The sequence below is a fragment of the Ruegeria sp. CDSC052 genome, from assembly GCF_059610685.1.
This window is the reverse complement of the sequence record NZ_JBXWOB010000023.1, coordinates 1-16,023: the sequence shown is the minus strand read 5'-3', so window position 1 is coordinate 16,023 and position 16,023 is coordinate 1. Positions and strand designations below refer to the sequence as shown.

The 16,023-nt window shown below is 53.9% G+C and carries 17 protein-coding genes and 1 pseudogene; 12 read left to right on the top strand and 6 right to left on the bottom strand.

All coding sequences use genetic code 11. From position 1 onward, the window contains the following. Positions 1 to 127: 127 nt before the first annotated feature. From AC2FIM_RS20060 to AC2FIM_RS20045, 4 genes are all read right to left on the bottom strand, one after another. Positions 128 to 751, bottom strand: coding sequence for a class I SAM-dependent methyltransferase (locus AC2FIM_RS20060; protein ID WP_496679830.1), 624 nt, complete (start codon positions 749 to 751; stop codon positions 128 to 130). A 9-nt stretch (positions 752 to 760) separates the two neighbouring features. After that, complete coding sequence (gene pssA, locus AC2FIM_RS20055) at positions 761 to 1,507, bottom strand: CDP-diacylglycerol--serine O-phosphatidyltransferase (protein ID WP_496679824.1); 747 nt, start codon at positions 1,505 to 1,507, stop codon at positions 761 to 763. 12 nt (positions 1,508 to 1,519) lie between these two features. Further along, positions 1,520 to 2,194: a phosphatidylserine decarboxylase gene (locus tag AC2FIM_RS20050; protein ID WP_271952715.1), complete on the bottom strand. Its 675-nt coding sequence runs from the start codon at positions 2,192 to 2,194 to the stop codon at positions 1,520 to 1,522. Between the two features lie 424 nt (positions 2,195 to 2,618). After that, positions 2,619 to 3,449: an IS5 family transposase gene (locus AC2FIM_RS20045; RefSeq protein ID WP_271952716.1), complete on the bottom strand. Its 831-nt coding sequence runs from the start codon at positions 3,447 to 3,449 to the stop codon at positions 2,619 to 2,621. A 198-nt stretch (positions 3,450 to 3,647) separates the two neighbouring features. On the opposite strand from AC2FIM_RS20045, the gene AC2FIM_RS20040 reads away from it, so the two are divergent. Genes AC2FIM_RS20040 through AC2FIM_RS20020 form a run of 5 tightly spaced genes read left to right on the top strand, consistent with a single transcriptional unit; the run spans position 3,648 to position 7,288 of the window. Next, positions 3,648 to 4,268 carry a glutathione S-transferase family protein gene (locus AC2FIM_RS20040; protein ID WP_271952718.1) on the top strand — a complete coding sequence of 207 codons (621 nt, stop codon included), beginning with the start codon at positions 3,648 to 3,650 and terminating at the stop codon, positions 4,266 to 4,268. A 33-nt stretch (positions 4,269 to 4,301) separates the two neighbouring features. Next, positions 4,302 to 4,970 (top strand): cupin domain-containing protein, encoded by a 669-nt coding sequence (locus tag AC2FIM_RS20035; RefSeq protein WP_271952720.1) that lies wholly within the window; start codon positions 4,302 to 4,304, stop codon positions 4,968 to 4,970. After that, entirely contained in the window at positions 4,970 to 5,653 is a 684-nt protein-coding gene (locus tag AC2FIM_RS20030) for an SDR family NAD(P)-dependent oxidoreductase (protein ID WP_271952722.1), read from the top strand. Before AC2FIM_RS20035 ends, AC2FIM_RS20030 begins: the two co-directional genes overlap by 1 nt. Before the next feature lie 3 nt (positions 5,654 to 5,656). After that, positions 5,657 to 6,715 carry a flavin monoamine oxidase family protein gene (locus AC2FIM_RS20025; RefSeq protein ID WP_496679819.1) on the top strand — a complete coding sequence of 353 codons (1,059 nt, stop codon included), beginning with the start codon at positions 5,657 to 5,659 and terminating at the stop codon, positions 6,713 to 6,715. Between the two features lie 3 nt (positions 6,716 to 6,718). Then, a complete protein-coding gene (locus tag AC2FIM_RS20020; protein ID WP_142640372.1) occupies positions 6,719 to 7,288 on the top strand; it encodes a TetR/AcrR family transcriptional regulator in 570 nt (189 codons plus the stop codon). Between the two features lie 295 nt (positions 7,289 to 7,583). On the opposite strand, the pseudogene AC2FIM_RS20015 reads toward AC2FIM_RS20020, so the two are convergent. Further along, positions 7,584 to 8,371 (bottom strand): annotated as a pseudogene (locus AC2FIM_RS20015) (IS5 family transposase). Positions 8,372 to 8,491: 120 nt separating this feature from the next. After that, complete coding sequence (locus AC2FIM_RS20010) at positions 8,492 to 9,172, bottom strand: GntR family transcriptional regulator (protein ID WP_271952726.1); 681 nt, start codon at positions 9,170 to 9,172, stop codon at positions 8,492 to 8,494. Between the two features lie 341 nt (positions 9,173 to 9,513). Here AC2FIM_RS20010 and AC2FIM_RS20005 point away from each other — a divergent pair, with 341 nt between their 5' ends. The 7 genes from AC2FIM_RS20005 to uxuA all read left to right on the top strand — a co-directional run bounded on the left by AC2FIM_RS20005 (position 9,514) and on the right by uxuA (position 15,755). Further along, positions 9,514 to 10,497 carry a TRAP transporter substrate-binding protein gene (locus tag AC2FIM_RS20005; protein ID WP_142640370.1) on the top strand — a complete coding sequence of 328 codons (984 nt, stop codon included), beginning with the start codon at positions 9,514 to 9,516 and terminating at the stop codon, positions 10,495 to 10,497. A 93-nt stretch (positions 10,498 to 10,590) separates the two neighbouring features. Beyond that, positions 10,591 to 11,085: a TRAP transporter small permease gene (locus AC2FIM_RS20000; protein WP_271952729.1), complete on the top strand. Its 495-nt coding sequence runs from the start codon at positions 10,591 to 10,593 to the stop codon at positions 11,083 to 11,085. After that, positions 11,082 to 12,392, top strand: a complete 1,311-nt coding sequence (locus tag AC2FIM_RS19995) for a TRAP transporter large permease (RefSeq protein ID WP_271952730.1) — start codon at positions 11,082 to 11,084, stop codon at positions 12,390 to 12,392. The genes AC2FIM_RS20000 and AC2FIM_RS19995 overlap by 4 nt, the downstream gene beginning before the upstream one ends. Positions 12,393 to 12,488: 96 nt before the next feature. Next, positions 12,489 to 13,232: a 3-oxoacyl-ACP reductase family protein gene (locus AC2FIM_RS19990; protein WP_496708376.1), complete on the top strand. Its 744-nt coding sequence runs from the start codon at positions 12,489 to 12,491 to the stop codon at positions 13,230 to 13,232. Between the two features lie 18 nt (positions 13,233 to 13,250). Continuing rightward, entirely contained in the window at positions 13,251 to 13,562 is a 312-nt protein-coding gene (locus AC2FIM_RS19985; protein WP_496679808.1) for a cupin domain-containing protein, read from the top strand. 5 nt (positions 13,563 to 13,567) lie between these two features. Then, complete coding sequence (locus AC2FIM_RS19980; RefSeq protein ID WP_496708377.1) at positions 13,568 to 14,488, top strand: sugar kinase; 921 nt, start codon at positions 13,568 to 13,570, stop codon at positions 14,486 to 14,488. Between the two features lie 31 nt (positions 14,489 to 14,519). Next, positions 14,520 to 15,755: a mannonate dehydratase gene (gene uxuA, locus AC2FIM_RS19975; RefSeq protein WP_496708378.1), complete on the top strand. Its 1,236-nt coding sequence runs from the start codon at positions 14,520 to 14,522 to the stop codon at positions 15,753 to 15,755. Positions 15,756 to 16,023 lie beyond the last annotated feature (268 nt).

Here is a 16,023-nt window from a genome sequence, read left to right as displayed (position 1 = left end):
TCTTGTTTGCCATTCTAGGTCCTCCGTTTCCTAAACATAACGGGGGACCAGTTCAGTTGGGGAGGCTCAGCGGCTGGTGTTGCTCAGTTTCCTGTTTGCAGTCGTACCAAGTTCTTTCACTGAACAGTTACGTGACAACTGATTTTTTCAGTACCAAAAATGTCATCATCCCCAGAGGTGGAAGGGTTCTTTGCTCCTCTACGGCAAGCGCATCCTCTTGCAGTACTGTTTCAATATCGAAATCAGAATGCCAGCCAATCGTATTTGCGACCGGAGCAATCGCGCGTTCCAAGGATGCGAGCAACCCCCGCTTTCGTTGGAAATGGTTGGTAATTACTACTTTTCCACCCGGTTTACAGACCCGCGCTATTTCCGCCATTACCCTTTCCGGTTCCGGTACGACGGATAGCACGTGCATTGCCGAAACCGTATCGAAATGGTTGTCGGGAAAATCAAGCGTGCGGGCATCCATTTGCCTCAGCTCGACAACATGGTCCAGCGATAGATCTTTTGCTTTGTCGCGCGCCTTTTGCAGCATGTCCTCACTGAAATCGATTCCGGTCACTTGCGTTTCGGGCCCGTAATGTTCCAGCGAAAGTCCGGTGCCGACGCCAACCTCCAAAACTTTGCCTGGACGTCTATTGATAAAATCAACCGCATGCTGCCGCCCGACATTGGTAACTGCCCCAAACGTCTTGTCGTAGATGGGGGCCCAGCGAGCATAGGAAGTTTGAACGGCTTTGATGTCCATATCGAGTCCTTAACGGTTAGAAGGTATTCCCCTGTCGAGCCACGCCCAGGCGACCGTGCCCACATATCCGAAACAAAGCACAATCAACGTAGCCCAGGCGAAAGTCAGCAATGCGGCCCCCGCAACAGCGACACCGATGAGATAAAACTTTGCGTTCTCGCGCGAGATTCGCGTCGTCTTGAATGACCAGGTCGGTATTTGGCTGATAAGCAGAAGACCTATGATCACCATATAAAGGCAAATCAATATACTGGGCAGCAAAGGGGCATCGGCGAAGGCGAAGGACAGATACATTGGCAACATGACAAGCAGCGCCCCTGCAGGGGCGGGGACTCCCTCGAAATAGGCCCCATCTTGATCGCAGGTTTCGGATTTGCCGCCCACATTGAACCGGGCAAGTCGCATGACGCAGCACACCGCAAAAAACAGAACCGCAATCCAAGCCGCACTGCGTATATCCTGTAAGGCCCAGAAATAAAGAACGAGCGGTGGGGCGACCCCGAAGTTCAAGAAATCTGCAAGTGAGTCCAGTTCGGCCCCCAGTTTGCTGTCACTGCTGAGAAGGCGCGCAATACGGCCATCCAGCCCATCCAGCACACAGGCGGCAATTATCAACTGGACAGCGAGCACGTAATTGCCCTGAACGCCAAATCTGATTGCCGACAGGCCCGCGCATATGGCCGTTATGGTCAACGCATTGGGCAACAAGTGGATCAGCGCAAACTCGGTCTCTTCCTGTTTGGATGGTTTTGCCACTGATCCAGTTACCTACTTTTCTTCAAGGGTGGGCAAACTGGCAAGGACGGTTTCGCCCGCAATCATCGTTTGCCCTACACGCACTTGTAGGACCACGCCATCAGGAAGATAAACATCCAGCCGAGACCCGAAGCGGATCAATCCAAATCGTTCGCCAGTTTGCATCGCTGCGCCTGGCTTCACGAAGCAGACGATCCGTCTGGCCACGAGGCCGGCAATCTGGACAACAGCCAGATCCTGACCGTTTTTCATACGAATGCGCAGGCTGTTGCGCTCATTATCAGCACTGGCCTTGTCCAGAGATGCGTTGAAAAACTTGCCGGGGCGATATGCAACAGCGGTAATCTCACCTTCAATTGGCGTGCGGTTCACATGACAGTTGAAGACACTCATGAACACACTGACACGGGTGAGAGGCGTGTTAGGCATCCCAAGCTCGTTCGGCGGCACCGCCGCTTCGATCAGCGAAACCACCCCGTCCGCTGGGCTGACGATCAACCCTTCTCCAGTGGGTGGCACGCGTTCCGGGTCGCGAAAGAAATAGTAGCACCAGATCGTGAGGCCGACACCAATCCAGCCCAGAATGTTAGACAGGAGAAACAGACCGACCGTAACGGCGGCAAAGATCGCGACAAACCGAATACCTTCCGGGTGCATCGGTTTGATGAACGTATCGCGCATGCGCATCGCAATCTTTCCCCTAGGTCAACTGATTGAACTTCATAAGTGGATTGGTAGGGAAGGCAAGTGGGACTATTGCGGTGGGCAAAGATTGATGGCGGGGTGTTACAATTTTATGGGTTCTACTGACAGCTTTTTGATGCCCAGGTATCGGCGGTTGGACTAGGCGCCAGATTTCCGTTGTGGCATTCCACGACCGTGTTGCATGGATCAGGTTTGAGACGAATTTGCCCCTTACCCCATCACGTTAGAAGACGCGTTCGTACTCCGCACGATTGAGAGATGTCATGCGGTTGAGCGCTTTTGATGCAATTTTCGCTTCAGCTATTTGCCGGTCGAGATCACACCCTTGCAGGCGATCGCCGATAACTTGTTTCCATCTGCCGATCTAGGCTTCAACCCGTGATCGCTGGTTGTCTCCCGTCTCACTTTACCAGTTCATTCTGCCATGTTCAGCGACGGTATCGATGTGTTGATTGCGCCGTGCATTCTCGCCGCGAACCGCGTTTTTAGGTGGGGGTATAATGATCTCAATCCTGGATCCGAACTTGTCCAACAGACAGTCTGCAACACATTGGCCGTCATATGCTCCATCCGCCAGAAAGCGGTTCACATCAACATCCATGTCAGCTAGCAAATCTGGCAGTGCCGTTTCATTGCCCACGTGTTCGGTGGTCAATTCCGTTGCAGCGATATCACCGGTTTCCGGGCCAAGCCTGATGTGGAGCTTGCGCCATGTTTTGCGCGCCTTCCTGATGCCGTGTTTTTCTCCATGCCAGCCCTTGTCGCCACGCACTTTCAGGCCTGTGCTGTCCACAATGAGGGTGATTGGCTTATTTGCGTCTCGCCGGTTTAGGACAATCTTCATCCGCTTACCGCGTCGCGACAAGGTCGAGAAGTCCGGTACTACGAGGTCAATGCCCATAAGTCTGGCAATCGACCGCATGAAACTCTGAGTTTGTCTGAGCGGAAGTCGAAACACGACCCGCAGAGTGAGACTGATCTCGATTGCCAGATCTGAATAAAGCGATTGACCGCCGCGTGTCTTGCGGCGTGGCGAAGCCCAGTTCTTCACAACATCATCAGAAACCCAGATCGTCACATCACCTCGACGCCGGAGACTTTCGTCGTATTCCGAGCAGTTCGTAACACGATACGTAGCCTTGGGAAACTTGTTGCGACGGGCATTGTTGAATTTGTAGGGATGTATCGCCGCTTGCGTCAGAGTGAGCGGCGGCGATATCGCGGCTCGGCGATCCATGCAACAACATCATTTTGCGGGACTTTATTGTTATTCATTAGGACGACACAAATGACCGCTTCGAAGGAAGCTGGCATCAAATCCAGACGCTGCTAAACTTATCATCGTAACAACCTTGTTATCGCAACGACCAAAATACATCTTGCCCAAGATACCTACCTACTAGTAGATAGATGTCAGTTCACAAGGAGTGACGACATGAAAATCTATGATACTGAGGGATTCCCAAACCCCGCACGTGTGCGCATTGCGCTTGCTGAAAAAGGCGCAACAGACCAGGTCCAATTCGTTCCGGTTGACGTGTTGGGTGGCGAACATCGCACCGAGGCCTTTAAAGCCAAAAACCCCGATGCCGTTGTGCCATGCCTTGAGTTGGCGGACGGTACACATATTTCGCAGTGCAATGCGATTACAGAATATATCGACAACCATTTCGAAGGCCCGTCGCTGACCGGAGAGACACCAAAACAACGTGCGCAAATTTCGATGATGAACCTGCGTGCAGAAAATGGTCTGCTGAATGCTGTGGGAACCTACTTTCACCATGCCACACCAGGTCTTGGGCCAGACCTTGAGACCTATCAATGTGCTGAATGGGGCAACAAGCAAAAGCAAGTTGCTGGTCAGACAATGGCTTACTTGGATGAAGTTCTGGCTGACAATGAATATCTGGCTGGTTCTGAGTTTTCGGTTGCTGATATCACAGCGTTTGCCGGTCTTGCCTTTGCGGACTTTGCCAAGGTCGACATTCCAGAGACACTCTCCAATCTGACGGCATGGCGTGCAAAGGTCTCGGCACGGCCCAGCATCGCAGGTTAAGGACGCGATACCACTCAAGCCGAAAGGAAAAACATGGAACTGAACGCAGACTTTAAAACACGCGTGGTTGTTCATTCTGAACAGCTTGAGTGGAACGCTTCGCCTATGCCCGGTGTGGATCGGCGTATGTTGGACCGCATCGGCGGCGAAGTTGCCCGTGCCACGACGATTGTGCGCTATGCGCCGGGCAGCAAATTTTCGGAACACACCCATACAGGTGGCGAAGAATTCATCGTGCTTGATGGTGTATTTCAGGACGAACATGGCGACTTCCCCGAAGGGACATATGTGCGCAATCCTCCCACCACTGCACATACGCCGGGGTCAGAGCCGGGCTGCACGATCTTTGTAAAGCTGTGGCAGTTCGACATGGCCGACCGCAATCAGTTTCGCAAAACCATGGCCGAAGAACTGACCGATCCTGTGGATGGTGTCGCAACGGCTGAACTACACCGTGATGCGCGTGAAACAGTTACCTACAGCCACCTTGATGCAGGCGCGACACTGGAAAATACCGATGTGGGTGGGATCGAAATGCTGGTGATTGCCGGTTCCGTCACCGAAGGCAGCGATACGCTTGAAAAAGGAGCATGGCTGCGACTGCCGGAAGGCGATCAACTGTCTGCAACGGCTGGCCCTGATGGGGCAAAGCTGTGGATCAAGACGGGTCATTTGCCCCACGCCAAACCGCCTGCCGTCTGATGAGTGTTGAAAAACCTTTGGTCCTAGTGGCCGGCGCGGGGGCTGGCCTTGGTCAGTCCCTGTTGTCCCGTTTCACAAAAGATGGCTTTGCTGCCGTTGGCTTGGGACGCACGCAACCTGAAACGGTGATTGGCCAGTTCTTTGAGATGGACCTGACGGACGAGAGTGCCGTTCCCAGCATCCTGGCACAGGTTATCGCAGAACATGGCCCGCCCAAGGTTGTGATCCACAACACGAGCGAACTGATCATCGCGCCTTTCGCAGAAACCCGGCTTGCTGATTATCAACGCACGTGGGGATCGATGGTGCAGTCTGCCATTTTGCTTGCCCAATCGACACTGCAACCGATGGTCCGCGCTGGCGGTGGTACGTTCATTGTATCTGGCGCCACAGCGTCCTTGCGGGGTGGTACAAGATTCTCGGCCTTTGCCAGCGCAAAATTCGCCTTGCGCGGCCTGACGCAATCGCTTGCACGGGAGTATCAACCAGCAGGTGTTCATGTCTGCCACGCGATTCTGGACGGTATCATTGATACAGCGCGATCTCGGGACCTGCACAACCTTGATCCGGGCAAGATGATGAAGCCCGAGGACATCGCAGAGGCCTACTGTAGCCTCGCCCGCCAACCCAAATCCACATGGACGCACGAGCTAGATCTGCGCCCGGCATCCGAAGGGTTCTAGCGCATGCAAACGCTGATTGTCGGCGGCGGGTTGTCAGGACTTGTCTTAGCCGAACGTCTTGAGGCGCAAGGGCGCGACTATATGCTGATTGAGGCCCGCCCGCGGTTTGGCGGGCGAATCATGACGCAGCATCTGGAGGCAGGCTACTTTGACATGGGGCCTGCCTGGTTCTGGCCGGGCCAGCCACGTATTGCAGCTCTGATTGATCGGTTTGGTCTGACAAAGTTCGACCAATTCGCCGATGGCGCTCAGACCTTTGAGGATGAACATGGCAACGTGCAACGCGGGCAGGGTTTTTCATTAATGGAAGGGTCATGGCGGCTAAAGGGAGGGTTGGCTGCTCTGACAGACGCATTGGCCAACCGCCTGCCGGATCATCGCAAACAGCTAAACGCGCCGGTTGTTAAACTTGACATGTCCGGCGATCAATGCATTGCAACAACGGCAAAGGGCGAACAGATCCACACGGATCAAGCTGTCCTCGCTGTGCCCCCACGTGTTGCGGCCGAAATCTCATTTTCGCCCGCATTGTCTGCCGAAGCCGCCCAAACCATGAAAGGCATCGCGACATGGATGGCAGGTCAGGCCAAGGCTGTTGCGGTGTACGACAAACCATTCTGGCGCAAACAAGGACTGTCCGGTGATGCAATGAGCCGGAAAGGACCGATGGTCGAAATCCATGATGCATCCCCCCCTGAGGGCGGACCATACGCGCTCTTTGGCTTCATCGGTGTACCGCCCCAAGGTCGCGCGGACGAACAACTGCTGCGTCAGCACCTGCGCGCACAATTAACACGGTTGTTCGGGCCTGAAGCCGCCGAGCCCCGAAAGCTCTACTTGAAAGACTGGGCCATTGATCCTTACACTGCAACTGAGGCGGATAAGGCACCGCTATATGCCCATCCGACATACGGTCTACCGAAGGCGATGAGCAATCTGTGGAACGGAAAGCTGCATTTCGCAGGAACAGAGGTCGCCCCGGTTTTCGGCGGCTATATCGAAGGTGCTTTGGAAGCGGCAGAGAATGTCCTACACAGCCTAAACGACCAAAATCTTGGATAACACATGGCGACCGACACCAAGACAACTCTGCTCAATTCGGCTGAACGGGCCGCGCGCAGGCGTGGCTTTGATGGGTTCAGCTATGCCGACCTGGCCGCCGACGTCGGAATCACAAAGGCCAGCATTCACCATCATTTCGCCAGCAAGGCAGCTTTGGCCGTCGCGCTGATGCAGCGGTATTATTCAGATTTGGAAACCGCCTGTGGCGAGATTGATCAAGACCATGCAACAGGGGCGACGCGCTTGGCCGCTTTGATCAAGCGGTATCGTGGCGCACTTGAAGGTGGTCAAAGCTTGTGCCTGTGCGTGTCTTTTTCGACCAGTACAGAAAATCTGTCAGCAGACACGATTGCGGAGATGAACCGTTTTCGCACAATGATGACCGAATGGCTTGCGAGGGTATTTTCACTGGGTCAGGGCGATGGAACGATCCTACATGTTGCCGATCCGGCAGCAGAAGCCGCCGCAACACTGCCTTTGCTCGAGGGCGCACAACTGGCAGCCCGAGTGGCACAGGACCCGCAAAGGTTTGAAGCGGCAGTCCAGATTTTGTCCAAGCGATTGGTTCAATAAACCAATGCGCAACCCTTCGTCCTGACACTGGCTTTTGTCCGTTAGGACTTGAGCACGTTCAAAAACAGACATTGCTGCGCTCTGCAGCATTGGTCGTTTTGGGCCATGAACGGACCTCAGATGCGATACGGCATCGGTTGACCGCCTGCCCTACACAGATTGTGGACGGCCCGTTGCTACCATTGCCCGAGGATTAGCGATGCTGCAGTGAGGCCCGTCGGAGGAGATTGGGTGGATGGCTCCTGCTCCACCGGCATCGCAATGCGCAACAATGCAGTTGTTATCGACTGCTAGGTCATGTTGACAAATGGCGGATCCAGAGGCGGATTGAAGTGATATCCACGAAGCCGAGAAAGCTTTCGGCTGTCTTATCTTAGCGGGTAGCCACCCGCCGAGCATTCATAAGTTTGTTGAAACATCTCTCGACCAGGTTTCTTAGCCGGTAGAGAGGCCAATCCAACCCAACGCGCCTCTTTCGGGACTTTCGCATTGGGATCACCGGTCGAATGCTTCGGCTGTGCAGTTCGGTGCGAATACGGTCGGCATCGTAACGTTTGTCGGCCAGCAGCACGACTGGCTCCGGCAGGTTGTCGTCCATAACCCGATCAAATCCAAGATAGTCCGATGTCTGGCCGGGTGTGATGTCAATTCTCATCGGCAGCCCAGCGGCATTTACCCGGAGGTGGATCTTGGTTGTGAAGCCGCCTTTTGAGCGGCCAAAACCTTGTTGCGGAGTCCCCCTTTTGCGCCCGCTGCTTGATGATGGGCACGAACCACTGTACTGTCGACCATTTGAAGAGCGTCAGGAACGATCCTGCTCTCGGTCAAGGTTTCCAAAATCTTTTCCCAGAGTCCCGTGAGGGTCCAGCGTCGGAACTGTCGGTAGACACTCGACCACTTCCCAAACTCGTCAGGCAAGTCTCGCCATGGGGCACCAGTACGTGCAATCCAGAAAACGCCATCAAGAACAAGGCGGTGATTGGTAGGTCTGCGCCCATTCGGGGCACGGACCGAAAGGATGAACCGTTCAAAGAACGCCCACTCCTCGTCCGGCATTAGATTTCGTGCCAAGCTGGCCTCCATCGCAGATACCGGCTTGAATAACGATCAGAGGTCGTTGTGAATCCCTTTTGTCAACACGACCTAATATGTATGAATTTAGACTAGGGCGATGAGGCGAAAAGCCATCCGATATCTAGCTACCTATTCATCAAAGTATGCGTTATGCGTTGTGTAGATTGCCTGAATGGTTGGCGTCAAACGGTCAAGATGCGTACGAAGAACTTGATCCGCCGCCCACGCATCCCCGCTGAACAGGGCCTTTAAAAGAGATTGATGATCCAGATACAAATCATCCATTGCTTCTTTGCTGGTTAACGCCAGCATGCAAAGGCGGTCAACCTGCGCTTTGTTTTCGGCGATGATTTCAAACGCAAACGCCTGTTTGGCCGAGGCGCAAAGCAGTTTGTGAAACTGGTAGTCCAGATCATGGAACAAATTGACATCTTCTGCTGAGATTGCATCCGCCTGTTCACGAAGGTTAGCTTTTAATGCCGCGTCTACCGACTTGTCGCGATCTGACACGGCAGTGCGGATGACTTCCAATTCGACTGCGGCACGCACAAAGCGGGCATTCGCGATGAGCTGGCGTGAGAACGGTCGAACAACTGTCGCGCGTTGTGGCCGCACCAAAAGGAGATTGAGGTTGGAAAGTCGCGTGAAAGCCTCGCGCACAGGCTGGCGTGAAAACCCGAATGATTTCGCAACATCCGTTTCGGATATCTTTGTCCCTGGAAGCAGCTCCAGGCGGGTGATTTGTCCAAACAGTTCGTCAAAGACGACATCGCTACTCGTCGTACGTTCAAGGGTTCCCAAAGCTGCCATTTTTTGTTTTCCAACCTCTGTTTGGCGACATTGTGGCAGATCAGAGAGAGAATTAATAGAGCAAATTAGGATACTAGGTTACATTATATTCATTGTTCTAAAAGGAAAATATCACATATTTAAATAGCATCTAGAAGAATTATGTTGACTAGTATCCCAGTTATCGTGTTGGGTGTGCCCATCAACGAGGGCGGAGCAAGTGTGCTAGCTGGGAGGAAATCAGATCATCCAAATTGGGGTGAAGGCTGATCTGGCGTGACCACTTGTAAGGTTTCGAACACGATCGCCGGTCAAAGATGACTGGAAGAAAACAAGACCTGAACCTGATCTGGGAGGATAGAATGTTCAATTTTTCACTAAAGACGTTGGCTGTGACGGCTGTTTTGTTGGGCGGGGTTTCGACCGCGCAAGCTGATGTCACACTGCGCGGGGCAAGCATGTTTGATGAAGAACATGCATTCACTAAGACCTTGCGCGAGTTTGAACGACTGGTCGCAGAGAAATATGATGGCGAGGTCGAATTTGATCTGCGCCTGAATGGTGAGCTTGGGGTTGAATCCGATTACGTCACCTACCTCAACCAAGGTGTCGCCGTAGATTATACGATCCTTGCCCCGTCCAACATGGCGGTGTTTTCAGAGTCCATTCCTTTGATGGATATGCCTTTCCTGTTCCGTGATCTTGAACACTGGGATGCGGTCCTTTCGTCGGATGCGCTGAAACCCCTTGAGGACGATCTGCGCGAAGCTGCAGGTATCGTGATTGTTGGGTATCATGGCGGCGGTGTGCGGAACCTGGCCTCAGCCGAGCCCATCACAAACATGGATGAACTTGCCGGACACCGCATGCGCGTCATGGGGGCCCCAATTCAGGCCCAGACATTCTCAGCTGTTGGCGCGGCACCATCTGCCATTGCCTACAACGAAGTCTATAACGCAATCCAAACAGGCGTTATTGCCGGATTTGAGAATGAAGCGGCCTCGATCCAGAACCTGAAGTTCTACGAAGTTGCGCCGCATGTCTCATTGACCCAGCACACGATCACCGTGCGCCCAATTGTGATGTCAGCAAAAATCTTCGATGAACTGCCTGCTGAGTTGCAAGCCGCTATCATGGATGCTGGCGCCGAGGCCGGTGCATTTGGTCGCGCACTAGAGAGCGGTCAGGATGGTGAAAAACTTCAAGCAATGATCGACGCAGGTCAGATCGAAGTGCATGAGTTCGAGGGTCGCGAGAAAATGCTGGAACTGGTTCAGCCAGTGCAGGACGCCTATGCCGAAGAGCTGGGGGCGACAGAACTGCTCAACAACGTTCGCGGAATGTGATCTCCCAGCTGACGGGCGAGTAAGTAATCAAACTCGCCCGTTGGCATAAATCCCGATGCGCTTGGCGCGTCACATTGCGATGTAGGGTGGAACATGCTTGGAAAATATCTGGATAGGTTCTGCACTGGGCTTCGTATATTGCTTGGCGTGATGATGGGGGCATTGGCGATACCGGTCGCGATGCAAGTTGTCTCTCGCTACACCGGTTTGATCCCAACTTATCTTTGGACCGAAGAACTGGCGACGTTCCTGTTCGTCTGGATTGTGATGATTGGGTCTATTGTCGCTGTTTGGGACGGCACCCATTTTGACGTTCGGATTACCCGCAACGCAATGAGACCGCTGCCACGTTTGTTCCAAGACGGCATCGTTCACGTTGCCATCATGATTTTTGGGGCGTTCTTCCTGTTTTACGGCATCGAATACACCGAATTTGGGGGCAAACAGCGGTCGGTAATGATGCGTGCAAATCTTGCGATTACGCACATCTCGGTCCCGATTGCCGGAGGGTTTTGGTTTCTCCTGTCAGGCTACCGGTTGTCCGAAACCATCGCGAAATATCTAAACCGAGAGAGCGGCCAGACATGATCCTCGATACAGCAACTGCCGCCACGATGCTTATTGCTGGCTTTCTGGTGCTGATTTTCATCCGCATCCCAGTGGCATTCGCATTGGGTTTGGCGACCCTCCCGGTTGTGTTGCTTGAGCTGCGGCTGACCCCGTTCATCGTGCTGGATCGGATGTTCCAATCCTATAACTCCTTCATCTTATTGGCCGTTCCATTCTTTCTACTGGCGGCCAACCTGATGAATTCCGGCAAAGTAACCGACCGGCTGATCGAACTGGCCCGTGTGCTAACCGGCTGGATGCCCGGCGGATTGGGTCATGTAAATGTCGCTGTGTCGATGCTGTTCGCTGGTATCTCCGGATCTTCCACAGCAGATGCTGCGGGTATCGGAAAAATCCTGATCCCAGCCATGCAGAAAGAGGGGTACGACACGCGGTTTGCCGTTGCTATCACGGCCTGCTCTTCGGTGATGGGGGTCATCATCCCGCCGTCGATTTTGATGATCGTTTGGGGCGGTGTCATGCAGGTCTCTGTCGGCGCATTGTTTTTGGGCGGCGCGATTCCAGGCCTGATGATTGGCCTCGCCTTGATGGCTACGGTCTATGGTTTCGCAAAAGCCCGCAATTACCCGGTGACGGCGACGCCGAACTGGGGTGAGTTCTGGGCCGCTTGGAAAGGCGCCGCACTGGCCCTTTTGACACCGGTCTTTGTGATTGGCGGTATTGTAGGTGGTCTTGTCACACCAACTGAAAGTGCAATCATAGCGGCGGGTTATGCGCTGATCTTGGGCATGTTTGTCTATCGGACGGTCACTGTCAGAGATTTGGGTACGATCCTCTATGACACCGCACGATTTGCAGCCATCTCTCTGTTTGCGATCGGCACCGCCTCGGCATTCGGATGGCTACTGTCGTTCTACGATGCGCCGCGCCTGATTGTCAGTGTTCTGACTGCTTGGGAGTTCGGGGCATTTGGAACGGCTATCTTGATTGCCCTGCTGTTTCTTCTCTTTGGCCTGTTCATCGATGCAATCCCGACAATCATCATTCTTGGCACGGTTCTGATGCCCGTGGCGCAGGCGGGTGGGGTTGATCCGATCGCCTTCGCTATCATCGGCATTGTCTCGCTTGCCTTCGGGCTGGTGACACCGCCATACGGCTTGTGTTTGCTCATCTCTGCAGCGATCGGTGGCCTGAATGTTGTGCAAGTCCTGCGTGAGGTCGTGCTTATCCTTGCCCCAATGCTGGTCATCCTCATTCTGTTGGCGGCATTCCCCGAAATCATTCTGTGGCTCCCAAAGGCAGTTATGCCGGGGGCGTTCCGATAATGGCGTCTCAACTTGCGCTGTGAGCGCTCTGAGAGGGCCGCCAACTGAAACCCGTGACACAAGCGAAGCTGGCGCTTTGTAATAGGAAGGACCGACATGAAACTTGCAGGTAAAACCGCCATTGTAACCGGAGGAGGCCGTGATATTGGCCGCGCGGTTGCGGTCAAACTCGCCTCTGAAGGCGCAAATGTTGCGATCAACTATTTTTCCAGCTCAAACGGCGCGGATGAAGCTGTTGCCGCAATCGAAGCCAACGGCGGTAAGGCGATTGCCGTGCAGGGCGACCTGAACAAGAAGGCGGATGTTGACGCGCTTGTGTATCGCACGGTCGAAACCTTTGGCGGCGTCGATATTCTGGTCAATAATGCAGGCGGTCTGATCGCCCGCAAAACCATTGCGGAAATGTCTGTTGAACATTGGGACGCCGTGATGAGCCTGAATCTGACCAGCACATTCCTGATGACGCAGGCTTGCCTGTCCAGGATGACGTCTGGAACTATCGTCAATCTCGCCAGTCAGGCCGGGCGCGATGGTGGTGGACCGGGTGCCGTCGCCTATGCCACAGCCAAGGGCGCGGTCATGACCATGACACGCGGTTTGGCAAAAGAGGTCGGCCCAGACATTCGTGTGAATGCACTTTGTCCTGGCATGATCGATACCGATTTTCACAATGTTCATACACCTGATGTTGGTCGACGCGGCTTTGAAGCCAACGCACCGCTAAAGCGTCAGGGTCATGTCGATGACGCTGCAAATCTCGTTTTATTTCTGGCCTGCGAGGACAGTGCCTTCATCACGGGCGCAAACATTGATCTCAACGGTGGCATGCTGTTTTCCTAACAAGCAAGGAGAGAATCTGTGCCCAATTTCCCGATCGTCTCTACAGGTGAACATGTTACGCGGCAGTTGCTATCTGATCATCCTGACCTCATGGTTGTTGCCTTCCGGTTTCACGCGACCGGGGCGATTGGTGCCCTGCACAGCCATCCGCATGTGCAGGCGACCTATGTCGAAAGCGGTCGATTTAGGTTTATGTTGGGTGAGCACGAACAAGAGTTTGGCCCCGGTGAAAGTTTTGTCATCCCGCCCGGCCAAACCCATGGCTGCACATGCCTGGAACCTGGGACATTGGTCGACAGTTTCACGCCCCGCCGCGATGATTTTCTGTAACTGATATGCGTGTACTGGCAATCGGCGAATGCATGGCAGAACTTGCCCCATCTGAACGGGTTGGTGAATTCAAGCTTGGTTTTGCGGGCGATACCTTCAATACAGCATGGTATCTTGCACAAATCGCCGCAGATATCGACGTCAACTATCTGACGGCTGTCGGAGATGATGCGATTTCGCAGGATCTGCGGGCGTTCATGAAAGACAGCAGGATATCCGACACGCACGTCCAAGTCATTGCGGGCAAAACGATTGGGCTATATCTCATCCATCTCAGCAATGGTGAGCGCAGTTTTTCATACTGGCGCAGCGACTCTGCCGCCAGGCAACTTGCGGTCGACGAGATTGCACTCGGGCGGGCAGTTAAGGGCGCAGACTTAATCTACTTTTCTGGAATAACCCTCGCTATTCTCGATCCACAATCACGCGAAATGCTGTTCGATGCGTTGCGTCGTGCACGTGCATCCGGAACGACTGTTGCCTTTGATACAAATCTAAGACCACGGCTTTGGTCTACACCGCAGGAAATGACAGACACAGTTATGAAAGCTGCTGCGCAATCCGATATCGTTCTGCCATCTTATGATGACGAAGCCGTATGGTTCGGGGACGGCGATTCAATTGCGACGCTGGATCGGTATGCAAAGGCTGGTGTCGATCAGATTGTCGTCAAGAACAGCGCGCAGCCTGTGGTTTTTCAAAAAGCAGGTCAACGTGGTGAGGTAGGCGTTGATCCAGTGAGGGGCATTGTCGATACCACTGCGGCAGGGGACAGTTTCAATGCAGGTGTCTTGGTAAGCGTTGTTAGGCAGGATGATTTGGCAACAGGCATACGCAAGGGGTGTCGTCTGGCAGGCCATGTCGTCCGTCACAAAGGCGCACTCGTCCCGGTTAAATTAGATCTTGGTAAGGATGAGACGGGTTAGTGATACGTCTTGATCAAGGAGTAGCAAGATCATGAAACAGACTTGGCGCTGGTTTGGCCCTTCTGATGCGATCTCCATTGGTGAAATCAGGCAAACCGGTGCAACCGGCATCGTCTCAGCCTTGCACCATGTTCCAACAGGAGAGGTTTGGCCAGTCGAGCACATCAAAGAGCGGCAGCAACAGATTGAGCAGCCCGGAGGCGTTCCATCTGGATTGACCTGGGACGTTGTTGAAAGCGTTCCGGTGTCCGAAGCGATCAAATCGCAAACCGGCCCGGTAAGGCAACACCTTGAAATGTACAAGGAAAGCCTACGTAATTTGGCCGAATGTGGCATTCACACAGTCTGCTACAACTTCATGCCAGTGCTGGATTGGACGCGCACAGACCTGAGCCATCCGCTGCCACATGGTGGGCACGCAATGCGGTTTGATCTCTTGGATTTTGTCATGTTCGATTGTTTCATCCTATGCAGGCAACGCGCGGAGCAAGATTATTCAGCGGTGATCATAGAAGCCGCACGGGCCCGGTTTGCAGATCTGGGTGATGGAGATCGCCTGAAACTGTCGAACAATATCGTCGCTGGTTTGCCGGGGGCGAACGACAATTGGTCTCTTGAGGACGTGAAACGAAACCTCGAGGCATATGTTGGCGTGACGCCCGAAACCCTCCGCTCCAACCTGGTTGATTTCCTTTCCGAGGTTGTTCCAACGGCCGAAGGCCTCGGCGTCCGGCTCTGTTGCCATCCGGATGACCCACCTTTTCCGCTGCTTGGGCTTCCACGGGTCATGTCGTCGCAAAGTGATTACGCGACCGTGTTGGATGCCGTTGACAGCCCGGCAAACGGAGCAACGCTATGCACCGGGTCATTGGGTGTTGCCGAAGACTTCGACCCAGTATCCTTCATTGCTCAGCACGGCCATCGGATCCACTTTGTACATCTTCGCAATACCGTGCGGGACGGTTCAAGCGACAGCAATCGCCATAGTTTTTCCGAGTCTGAACATTTGGCAGGAGACACAGATATGGTTGCAACAATTCGCGCCTTGATGGTCGAAGAAACGCGGCGCCGCAATCAGGGGCGATCAGATTATGAGATTCCCATGCGCCCGGACCATGGCCACGCTTTGCTGAACGATCTCACTCGTCCTTCCCAGCCCGGCTACCCGCTCATAGGCAGAATGCGCGGCCTCGCCGAACTGCGCGGTGTTATGCACGGTTGCACTTTGATTTCACCTGGGTCCGATGCCAATATTCGAGGCATTTAAGCGAGCGTCTGCTCCTCCGGACAGATCAGACCTTTTGCCGGGCTTGATGATATCAGTATGTGAACAGAAGACGACAGTAACCTGTCGGCAGAAGTCCGCTGTGTGCGCGCTTTGGGTCTTGAGCGGTTGAAAATGCTGCGCTTTGCATGAAGGTCCGGTTCGAGGAAACCGGTTGGTCGAACTGTTGGCGCCTAGGGTCAGGACTCATAGCCAATAGATGACGAGAGCTGCGATGGCGATTGCTGAGAGGAAGACCTTCGGGCACCTG

Excerpts from the sequence above, each read along its gene's own strand:
- AC2FIM_RS20025 (WP_496679819.1), top strand. The coding sequence starts at position 5,657 with ATGCAAACGCTGATTGTCGGCGGCGGGTTGTCAGGACTTGTCTTAGCC.
- AC2FIM_RS20040 (WP_271952718.1), top strand. The coding sequence starts at position 3,648 with ATGAAAATCTATGATACTGAGGGATTCCCAAACCCCGCACGTGTGCGC.
- AC2FIM_RS20010 (WP_271952726.1), bottom strand. The coding sequence starts at position 9,172 with ATGGCAGCTTTGGGAACCCTTGAACGTACGACGAGTAGCGATGTCGTC.
- AC2FIM_RS20005 (WP_142640370.1), top strand. The coding sequence starts at position 9,514 with ATGTTCAATTTTTCACTAAAGACGTTGGCTGTGACGGCTGTTTTGTTG.
- AC2FIM_RS20045 (WP_271952716.1), bottom strand. The coding sequence starts at position 3,449 with ATGGATCGCCGAGCCGCGATATCGCCGCCGCTCACTCTGACGCAAGCG.
- AC2FIM_RS19995 (WP_271952730.1), top strand. The coding sequence starts at position 11,082 with ATGATCCTCGATACAGCAACTGCCGCCACGATGCTTATTGCTGGCTTT.
- uxuA (WP_496708378.1), top strand. The coding sequence starts at position 14,520 with ATGAAACAGACTTGGCGCTGGTTTGGCCCTTCTGATGCGATCTCCATT.
- AC2FIM_RS20020 (WP_142640372.1), top strand. The coding sequence starts at position 6,719 with ATGGCGACCGACACCAAGACAACTCTGCTCAATTCGGCTGAACGGGCC.
- AC2FIM_RS20035 (WP_271952720.1), top strand. The coding sequence starts at position 4,302 with ATGGAACTGAACGCAGACTTTAAAACACGCGTGGTTGTTCATTCTGAA.
- AC2FIM_RS20060 (WP_496679830.1), bottom strand. The coding sequence starts at position 751 with ATGGACATCAAAGCCGTTCAAACTTCCTATGCTCGCTGGGCCCCCATC.
- AC2FIM_RS20000 (WP_271952729.1), top strand. The coding sequence starts at position 10,591 with ATGCTTGGAAAATATCTGGATAGGTTCTGCACTGGGCTTCGTATATTG.
- AC2FIM_RS20030 (WP_271952722.1), top strand. The coding sequence starts at position 4,970 with ATGAGTGTTGAAAAACCTTTGGTCCTAGTGGCCGGCGCGGGGGCTGGC.
- AC2FIM_RS19990 (WP_496708376.1), top strand. The coding sequence starts at position 12,489 with ATGAAACTTGCAGGTAAAACCGCCATTGTAACCGGAGGAGGCCGTGAT.
- AC2FIM_RS20050 (WP_271952715.1), bottom strand. The coding sequence starts at position 2,194 with ATGCGCATGCGCGATACGTTCATCAAACCGATGCACCCGGAAGGTATT.
- AC2FIM_RS19980 (WP_496708377.1), top strand. The coding sequence starts at position 13,568 with ATGCGTGTACTGGCAATCGGCGAATGCATGGCAGAACTTGCCCCATCT.